Genomic DNA, 8,136 nt, shown 5'->3' with positions numbered 1-8,136 from the left:
TAGAGCGTTTTCTGACCGACCTGAATCGTGAGGGATTCCCAAGCCGTCGGAAATCTGATTCACGATGCTGGCTGGGGATGGAGGCCGGCATCAGATGGGTCAGCCACTTTCAATGGATCTGCGGTTGCGGTTGCTGGCGGCGATTGATGGCGGGATGAGCAGGCGGGCGGCTGCGGTGCGGTTTGGAGTAGCGCCTTCGACTGCGATCCGCTGGCAGGCTCAACGAACGGCGACCGGTAACTTCGCGCCCAAGCCCCAGGGCGGTGACATGCGCTCGCACCGGATTGAGGAGCGGCGCAACGAGGTGCTGGCGCTGTGGGAAGCGCAGCAGGACATCACACTCGACGAGTTGCGAGTGGCGCTGGCCGGCATCGGCCTTTCAGTCGCGAACTCGACGCTGCACCGCTTCTTCGCGCGCCACGGCATCACGCGGAAAAAAAGACCGGGCACGCGATCGAGCAGGACCGGCCCGACGTCCTGAGGCAGCGCCATGCCTGGTTCGATGGTCAGTGCGATCTCGATCCCAAACGCCTGGTGTTCATCGACGAGACCTGGACCGCGACCAACATGACCCGCAGCCATGGTCGTGCTCCGCGAGGTGAGCGGTTGCGGATGGGCTCCCCGCATGGTCACCGCAAGACCACGACGCTGGTCGCGGGACTGCGCATGAGCGGGATGATCGCGCCGATGGTGCTAGACGGGCCGATCAACGGCGAATGGTTCGAGGCCTATGTCCGCCAGGTGCTCGTGCCCGAACTCAGGCCGGGCGACATCGTCATCATGGACAATCTCTCCAGCCACAAGCGCGCATCAGTCCTCGCGATGATCGAGGACGCAGGCGCGTCTCTGCGCTTCCTCCCGCCCTACAGCCCCGACTTCAATCCGATCGAGAAGGCCTTCTCCCGTCTCAAGGCCATGCTCAGAAAAGCCGGCGAGCGCACCGTCTCCGGCCTCTGGAGCTTCATCGGAAAACTCGTCGATCTCTTCCGCCCCGACGAGTGCGCCAACTACTTCAGCTCATGCGGCTATGATCCAGACTGATCAGAATCCGCTCTAGCCTGCGCAACGTGGAGGACCTTCTGTTCGAGCGAGGGATCGACACCTGCCACGAAACGGTGCGGCTGTGGTGGAACGGGTTCGGGCCGATGTTCGCAGGCGAAGTCAGGCGCAACCGGGTAAGCCGCATGCGCGGGTTTCGCCACTGGCGTGGCATCTGGACGAAAATGTACGTTAAGCTGAACGGCGAGATGGTCTACCTGTGGCGTGCCGTCGGTCACGAGGGCGAGGTGCTCGAGAGCTTCGTCACGAAAACCCGCGACAAACGGGCGACGCTGACCTTCATGAAGAAGGCGCTGAAGCGGCATGGTCCGCCTGAGGCGATCACAACAGATGGCTGCGCTCCCACGGTGCAGCAATGACCGAGCTTGGCAATCGGGATAAGCAGGACGTCGGTCGCTGGGCCAACAACCGGGTCGAGAACTCGCACCTGCCGTTCCGACGACGAGAGCGGGCGACGCTCAAGTTCAGGCAGATGAAGACGCTGCAGAAGTCCGCTTCAGTTCACGCCGACATACACAATCACTTCAGCCTGAGACGCCACCTAATCGATCGAGGTCCTTGTGAGCTAGGCCGTAGCCCTCAAAGACCCAGGTGCATCATGTGGAGAGCAGTTGGCACTTGGATCGCCGAAGGCCCACCTTGCGGCGGCCTATGCTGAAGCTGTCAATTCGCCGCCAAAGTTGAGGATGTCACCAGCCGGTGCAAGATCGCCGCGACCTGATCCGCCGCCCATTCGCCGGTCGGCTGCTTCAGCCACCACGATACGGTCTCGACGATTAGCGCCACCGAGCAGACCACGCCCAGGTCCTTGGGCAGCCACATGCTCACCGGCTCGCGCGTTTCGGATACGAGCCGCGCGCGGCGCAGCCATTCCTCGCGCATCGCCGCGCCAGCTCCGCCGTTAAGCAGGGTCGCCCATAGGCCGCGGTGCTCCTCAACGTATTCGCACAGCATTTGGAACCCGCGGCCTTCTTCCATCGGCTCGTGGAATGGCAGCGTCAGGTCTACCAGCGTGGAGATTTGCTCCGCCGCGATATGGTCGAGCAGCGCCTCCTTGCCCGCATGATGGCGGAAGAAGGTGGCATAGTGCACCGCCGCCTCGGCGCAGATGTCGCGCACGGTGATCTGATCGAACGGCCTGTCGTCCAGCAGGCGTAGCAGCGCATCGCGCAGAGCCGCGCTCGACCGTATCGCCCGTGCATCCTTCGCGCTTGACGCCACCCGGGCCTCCTTACTATGCGACACTGTATCGCATAAAAATGGGACTCGACTATTCCCTCGTTCCTCGTGGCGCACACCGCCGTGACGGACAAGGCAAAGCCGCTGCCCCAGAGAGGAGACTACCCGTGACGACCCCACTGATCGAGCGCGACTATTTCTCAGATCCCGAGGTTCTGAAGGAGCCCTACGCCTTCTTCAATGCGATCCGCGAGCAGGGCCCGATCTACCGTCCGCCGGGCAAGGACTACTACATCGTCACCGGGTTCGAGGAGGCGCTGCAGGTATTGCGCGACCACGAGTCGTTTTCGGCGGTCATCGGCCTGCAGGGCGCGTCGGCACCGCTGCCGTTCACGCCGCATGGCGCCGACATCACGGCCCAGATCGAGGCGCATCGCAAGAACTTCGCAGGCGGCGACCAGGTCGTGAATCTCGACGACGAGCCGCACACCAAGCTGCGCGCATTCATCAATACGCTGTTCGTGCCCTCGCGCCTGAAAGCGAGCGAGCAGTTCATCGAGGACTATTGCAACGAGATGGTCGGCAGTGCCGTTGCCGATGGCGGCGTCGAGCTGATCGGCAAGATCGCCACGCCTTTCGTTACGCAGGTTGTCGCCGACCTGCTCGGCGTGCCAACGGAAGACCGCCAGATCTTCATGGACGCAATCGCCAAGGGGCCGGTCCCCGGCGCGCTCGACGGCACCGATCCGATGGCGGGTGGGGAAGAGCATCCCTTCGCAGTCATGGGCACTTATTTCTACGGTTACCTGGCCGATCGCCGCGCCAATCCGCGCGACGACATCCTGACCGAGTTCGCCCATGCCAAGTACAACGATGGCTCGACGCCCGACATCTATGATCTCGTCCAGCTTGGCATGTTCATGTTTGGTGCCGGCCAGGACACTTCTGCCAAGCTGATCGGCAATTCGATGAAGCATCTGGTCATGGACCAGGAACTGCAGAGCCGCCTGCGCGCCGATCCCAAGCTGATAGGTCCTTTCCTGGAGGAAATGCTGCGCATCGAAGGATCGACCAAGCAGACCGCCCGCCTCGCCCGCAAGGATGCGAAGATCGGCGATGTTGAGATTCCCGCCGGCACCAAGATCCTGGTCGCCCTATCGGCCGCAAACCGCGATCCGCGCCGGTGGGACAATCCCAACGAACTGGTCGTCGGCCGCAAGAGAGTGGCCGAGCATGTCGGCTTCGGTCGTGGCAAGCACGTCTGCGCCGGCGCTCCGCTGGCCCGCGTGGAAGTGCGCGTGATCATGCAGAAGTTCCTCGAGATGACGTCGAAGATCGAACTCGATCTCGAAAGGCACCCGAACGGTGTTTCGGACCTGAACTACGAGCCGAGCTTCATCATCCGCGGACTCGACAAGATGCACATCAAGCTGACCCCGGCCGAGGGCTTCGTCGCCCCGGTGAAGCAGGAGGCGGCTCCCGCTGCAGCGAAGTCCTGGTCGACCGCGAGCAGCCGCATCGGCGACCTGCTGGGCGACAATGCGGCGCGGGCCGTGCTGGAGAAGCATTTTCCGGGCATGTCGGACAACCCGCAGATCGGCATGGCCAAGGGCATGACCTTACGCGCGGTCCAGGCCTTCGCCGCCGACCAGTTCACGGATGCAGCGCTCGACGCGGTCGACGCCGACTTGGCGGACTTGTCCTGACACGCCACCAAGCAAGGATCTCGAAAAGACCGTTCACGACGAAGGCCACGATCGTTCCGACTGACAAGGCGAGGAGAGCTATTGCCCAGGAAAGGCTTATTGTTCGTCCAAACTGCTGCAAGCCACCTTTGCGGCAGCATGCTCGCGGCGCGGATTATCGGCCCGTCGCTTGGTCAGTCTGCGTCGGCCGGAGCCTCCTCCCTGGCATATGCGGCCACCGCACCGGGCCTCGACGGTGGGCACTCTATGGCCCGACCGGGTTTCTGCGAATGAAGGGGCTGCCGGGTCCCGGTGGCCATGGACGCCTTCGCGAAGAGTTCGGCAGACAGCTTCGGCGCGAGTTCCGGCTGACCCTGCGCTATGCGTTCGGCTCGCGCTGAACTGGCTTCACGATCCTGTCTCCCCGCGCGGGCCGGTTATGCGAAAGGAACAAGATGGATATCGTTGACACGCAGGTTCACGTCGGCCGCGGCAAGATCGACGCGACGCTTTGTGCGATGGATGCGCTGGGCATCCGATCGTTGCTCATCGACGAGTTCTGGGGTGAGTTCAGCCAGTCTCATCCGAGCCATATCCAGCCGGGACACCTCCTGCCGAACGGAGCCTGGCGCGCTGCATGGCCGACCGCGACGGAAGCCAGCCTGCTGCATCCCGACCGCTTCGGCTACCTGGTGCGCATCGACCCGCGCGACCCGGAGCTGGAATGCGTCATGCGGAGCGTCGCTTCGTCGCCGGGCGCGCGGGCGTTTCGCCTGCAGCCGGTCTGGACCATGGACGAGGCGCGCAGCTTCGCGGAAGGCTCGCACGATGCCGTTCTGGATCTGGCGCAGGATATCGGGTTGCCGGTTTGCTTCTTCGTGCCCGGCTTCGCAGAGGCCATGCCGCGCTACATTGCCCGGTACCCCCGCCTGACCTTTGTGATTGATCACTGCGGCATGGGTTTTCCGACGATCCCGTTCGACCGCCCGGAACAGGATGCCGCAAGGACGCTGGAGCCTGCTTACTTCGATGAGGTGCTAAAGCTTGCGGAGCATCCGAACGTGATCCTCAAGTGGAGCCATGCGCAGGATCGGTTCGGCATCGCGGGTTATCCCTACGAACCGCTCAGACCACTGCTCAGGAAGGCCATCGCGGCTTTCGGAGCCGACCGGATCATGTGGGCCAGCGACAATACAGTTCTGCCTCACCGCAATTGGGCAGACATGCTCACCTACTTGCGCGACGAACCCGAACTCGACGCGGAGGAGAAGCGGTGGATCCTGGGCGCAACGGCCCGCAAGGTCCTGCGCTGGAGCGACGTCGGAGGCGCGCCCAGTGCATCTTAGGCGGCAGGAACGGCTTCGACGCGTGTCCTGACGAGCCGCAAAGTCTTGATGTACCAGTTGTCTTCGACCTTGACGTACGTCTCGTGGTAGTGGCCATGTCCGAGCAACTCACGCACCGGACCACCCTCGGGCATGATCAGCCGATCGGACATGGACCAAATTCCGTGAGCCGAGGTGGTGTTCTCGATTTCGATCTCGCAGTTCGGTCCGTAGTGGGCACTCACGACGCCGATCTCGGCCAGACCGTTGCCCGAGTAAGCGGTCCGCCCCCGCATGACCATACTCAAGGCCGGGAAGTGATCGTGACCGGTAAGCGGGTCCACAAAGCAATCGGTATAATCGAGAACGCAGTCCTCCGCGAGTACACTGCGCACGAGTGCTCCGTCTCCAGTGTCTACACCGCGGAAGTACCGGGCCTTCAGCAGCTTGATGGCTTCGACCGCTGCCAATTTTTGGATCGCGTCCATGATTGCCTTATGCCCTCTCGTGTTCGTGCTGCCAGGCGGTGCAGCCTGCCTTGTTGCGTATCCTCGCACTTTTGCGAGAGATGCTACAAGATGGTGATCAGCTAGGACACACCGCGCTGGACAGCCGCTCGTAGTCAGCGTCTGCGCTGCTATAGCTCCACGCTATGGCAGACGACATCAATTGTCGTATCGTTCTGCTCGTTCCGTTCATATGAGTCCGGCTTTCTGAGGTGAGCAGATCGGCGGGTTGCGAGACACGCAAGTTATCGCCTGAATGCATCCAACGGTGGGGAAGCGGGCGCCAGATGGATCCGAGAGGATGCTACAAGCAAGGGAACCGAATGTGACAGAGCACGCTGCAACCATCTACAAGATCCTGTTGCCGATGAAGCGCAAGCCGGGGATGAGCACGCAGGAGTTTCGCGATTACTACGAAAACCACCATGCGCCGCTCGCTGCAAGGTACTCGGCGGCTCTGTTGCGCTACGTGCGCACGTACCTGGAACCGCATCCCCATCCGGAGACCGGCGCCGCCACCGAGCCGCCTTACGACGTGATCACCGAACTGTGGTTCGACGACGAGGCGACCTATCGTTCGACGCTGCAGTATCTCACGACCACGAAGATGGCCCCCGAGATCGTCGAGGACGAAAAGCGGCTGTTCGATCGCTCGTCGTTCTGCATCCTCACCACGGTCGAGTGCGAAACCGATCTCGACGCCGTGCGTGAAGCATTGAAATCCTGATCGGCAGGACGTTGAGGGCGGGGCGTTCTAGGCGGGCGCCCCGTTCAGCTTAGCCATGAGCGGGATCATTGTATCCTGCACGACCAGCGCGTTGAAGTGCTCTGCAATCGAGCAGATCCGCCCCTCGCGGAAGCGGAATGCAAAAACGTAGGTGTTGGCATACTCGGTCCCGTCGACCAGGCGACCGGCGGACCTCACTTCGGCGAGGGCGCGATCGTCCTCGGCGGTTATGGCATCGATCGTGAACGTCAGCGGCTCTGCCACCATCCGCCCGAGCAGTCCGATCACGTTTTGATAGGCCGCCTTGCTCATGGTGCCCTGGGTCGTGCTCCAGCCGGTCATGTCATCGGTCAGCAGCGCGTCAGGCAATTCACCGTTCGCCAGCGCAGCGAAGAAGGCGCGTACGAGCGCCTTGTGCGCGTCCAGCGGCCTCTCCGCCGCGCCACAGCGGTGAATGGTGGCGCGCTCCACGTATTGCGCCCGCAGGCGATAGCTTTCTTCGGCGCCCGGCATCGTCGGTTGCGAGAGAAACGCCTGTCCGCTCGGGTACCAAATGCCCAGCGCCTCATGGAAGGCTTCGGGCTCACCCACCATCTGGCCCAGCACCGGATGCCGCCAGAGGATACGGCCTCCTGAAACCTGCAGCAGTGCGGCGAGTGCATCCATGTAGGCGCGATAGGGAGCGCCATCGGGAAAGCCCGCCTCGGCCTTGTAGGTGTTGAGATTGAGCATGAGCACAGGTCCGTCGCGTCCGGCCTCGGCGTCATGGCGCAAAGCTGCGAGTTCGCTCTCGTTTCGCTTCAGGTGGTCAGGCGACATCGCGGGCTCCCTTGCGTGTCGTGGACGCGGCAGGCGCGCCCCGACGTGTGCTCACAGCACTGGCTTCAAACGATAGGCTCGTCGCCTTCGATCTTCGTGCGGTGCATCATGCGACCGCAGTCGAGCGGATAGTAGGTTGCGCGGTGCAGGCTTCCGGTGTTGTCCCACATCACAAGATCGCCGACCTTCCAGTCGTGGCTGTAGGTGAACTCGGGGCCGGTGGCGAACGAGCGGAGGCGGATCAGCAGTTCCTCACCGTCGAGCGGGTCGTAGTCGAGGATGTTGTGCGCCGAGTTGCCGATCACCAGCGACTTGCGCCCGGACTTGTGTGTCCAGACCAGCGGCAGCTCCTTGCGGCCGACCGCGCGCCATTCCTGCCACTGCTCGTACGTCGGCTCGGGCGTGACGTCGAGCTGGGTGGCGGCGAGTGCGTGCACTGCCCGCAAGTCGGCCACCAGCGCCTTGTCCTCGTCCGACAGCGCTTCGTAAGCGGCGTAAGTGTTCGCGAACTCGGTGCGGCCGGTTCCTGGAGGTGACAGCACCTTGGCCGAAAGCAGGCTGGCGCGGATCGGCATCGGCGACATGAAGCCGTCGAAATGCCAGAAGAACGCGCCCTTCAGGTATTCCGCGGTGGCGTTCTGCTTCTCGTCGAGGCTGACCTTGTAGATCTCCTCGCCGCGCATCTCGCGCGCGAACTTGCCGAGCGTGTTCGTGAAGGCGACGTGCTCTTCATCGTTAAAGTTGATTTCCGGGAATACGAGCACGCCGCGATGTTCCAGGAGGTCCATGATCTCGCCGCCGAGGTCGCCGGCAAGCAGCTCTTCCTTGGAGTTGAG

At 62.9% G+C, this 8,136-nt stretch carries 8 protein-coding genes and 1 pseudogene; 5 read left to right on the top strand and 4 right to left on the bottom strand.

Going from position 1 to position 8,136, the window contains the following annotated elements; translation table 11 throughout:
* Positions 1-94 precede the first annotated feature (94 nt).
* Together ABUH87_RS08405 and ABUH87_RS18410 are read left to right on the top strand one after the other, a co-directional pair.
* Positions 95-1,041, top strand: a protein-coding gene (locus ABUH87_RS08405) for an IS630 family transposase (RefSeq protein WP_367767720.1) whose coding sequence is annotated in 2 segments (ribosomal slippage) — positions 95-431 and positions 431-1,041 — 948 coding nt in all. Because the reading frame shifts where the segments join, the coding sequence is not laid out codon by codon here.
* Positions 1,041-1,717 (top strand): annotated as a pseudogene (locus ABUH87_RS18410) (IS6 family transposase); the annotation flags it as partial. The gene ABUH87_RS08405 and the pseudogene ABUH87_RS18410, both read left to right, overlap by 1 nt.
* A gap of 5 nt (positions 1,718-1,722) precedes the next feature.
* Here the strand turns inward: ABUH87_RS18410 and ABUH87_RS08390 are convergent.
* The gene (locus tag ABUH87_RS08390; protein WP_367772460.1) at positions 1,723-2,280 is read right to left on the bottom strand and encodes a TetR/AcrR family transcriptional regulator; all 558 of its coding nucleotides are present in this window, start codon (positions 2,278-2,280) and stop codon (positions 1,723-1,725) included.
* Positions 2,281-2,405: 125 nt separating this feature from the next.
* Here ABUH87_RS08390 and ABUH87_RS08385 point away from each other — a divergent pair, with 125 nt between their 5' ends.
* Positions 2,406-3,944, top strand: a complete 1,539-nt coding sequence (locus ABUH87_RS08385) for a cytochrome P450 (protein WP_367772458.1) — start codon at positions 2,406-2,408, stop codon at positions 3,942-3,944.
* A gap of 434 nt (positions 3,945-4,378) precedes the next feature.
* On the top strand, positions 4,379-5,269 hold the full coding sequence (locus ABUH87_RS08380) for an amidohydrolase family protein (protein ID WP_367772456.1): 891 nt from the start codon (positions 4,379-4,381) through the stop codon (positions 5,267-5,269).
* Here ABUH87_RS08380 and ABUH87_RS08375 read toward each other — a convergent pair.
* A complete protein-coding gene (locus ABUH87_RS08375; RefSeq protein ID WP_367772454.1) occupies positions 5,266-5,736 on the bottom strand; it encodes a nuclear transport factor 2 family protein in 471 nt (156 codons plus the stop codon). The genes ABUH87_RS08380 and ABUH87_RS08375 overlap by 4 nt on opposite strands.
* 343 nt (positions 5,737-6,079) lie before the next feature.
* Here ABUH87_RS08375 and ABUH87_RS08370 point away from each other — a divergent pair, with 343 nt between their 5' ends.
* The gene (locus ABUH87_RS08370; protein WP_367772452.1) at positions 6,080-6,481 is read left to right on the top strand and encodes an EthD domain-containing protein; all 402 of its coding nucleotides are present in this window, start codon (positions 6,080-6,082) and stop codon (positions 6,479-6,481) included.
* A gap of 27 nt (positions 6,482-6,508) precedes the next feature.
* On the opposite strand, the gene ABUH87_RS08365 is transcribed toward ABUH87_RS08370, so the two are convergent.
* Both ABUH87_RS08365 and ABUH87_RS08360 read right to left on the bottom strand, forming a co-directional pair.
* The gene (locus ABUH87_RS08365; protein ID WP_367772450.1) at positions 6,509-7,300 is read right to left on the bottom strand and encodes a nuclear transport factor 2 family protein; all 792 of its coding nucleotides are present in this window, start codon (positions 7,298-7,300) and stop codon (positions 6,509-6,511) included.
* A 65-nt stretch (positions 7,301-7,365) separates the two neighbouring features.
* Positions 7,366-8,136, bottom strand: a 771-nt coding sequence (locus ABUH87_RS08360; protein ID WP_367772448.1) for a TauD/TfdA dioxygenase family protein, incomplete at its 5' end; no start/stop codon positions are given.

The organism is Novosphingobium rhizovicinum, assembly GCF_040813635.1.
GTDB classification, from domain to species: Bacteria; Pseudomonadota; Alphaproteobacteria; order Sphingomonadales; family Sphingomonadaceae; genus Novosphingobium; species Novosphingobium rhizovicinum.
The sequence above is the reverse complement of the archived record's forward strand: the minus strand, read 5'-3'. Positions and strand labels throughout refer to the sequence as shown.

Coding starts and splice junctions, on each gene's coding strand:
- ABUH87_RS08375 (WP_367772454.1), bottom strand. CDS start 5,736: ATGGACGCGATCCAAAAATTGGCAGCGGTCGAAGCCATCAAGCTGCTG.
- ABUH87_RS08380 (WP_367772456.1), top strand. CDS start 4,379: ATGGATATCGTTGACACGCAGGTTCACGTCGGCCGCGGCAAGATCGAC.
- ABUH87_RS08365 (WP_367772450.1), bottom strand. CDS start 7,300: ATGTCGCCTGACCACCTGAAGCGAAACGAGAGCGAACTCGCAGCTTTG.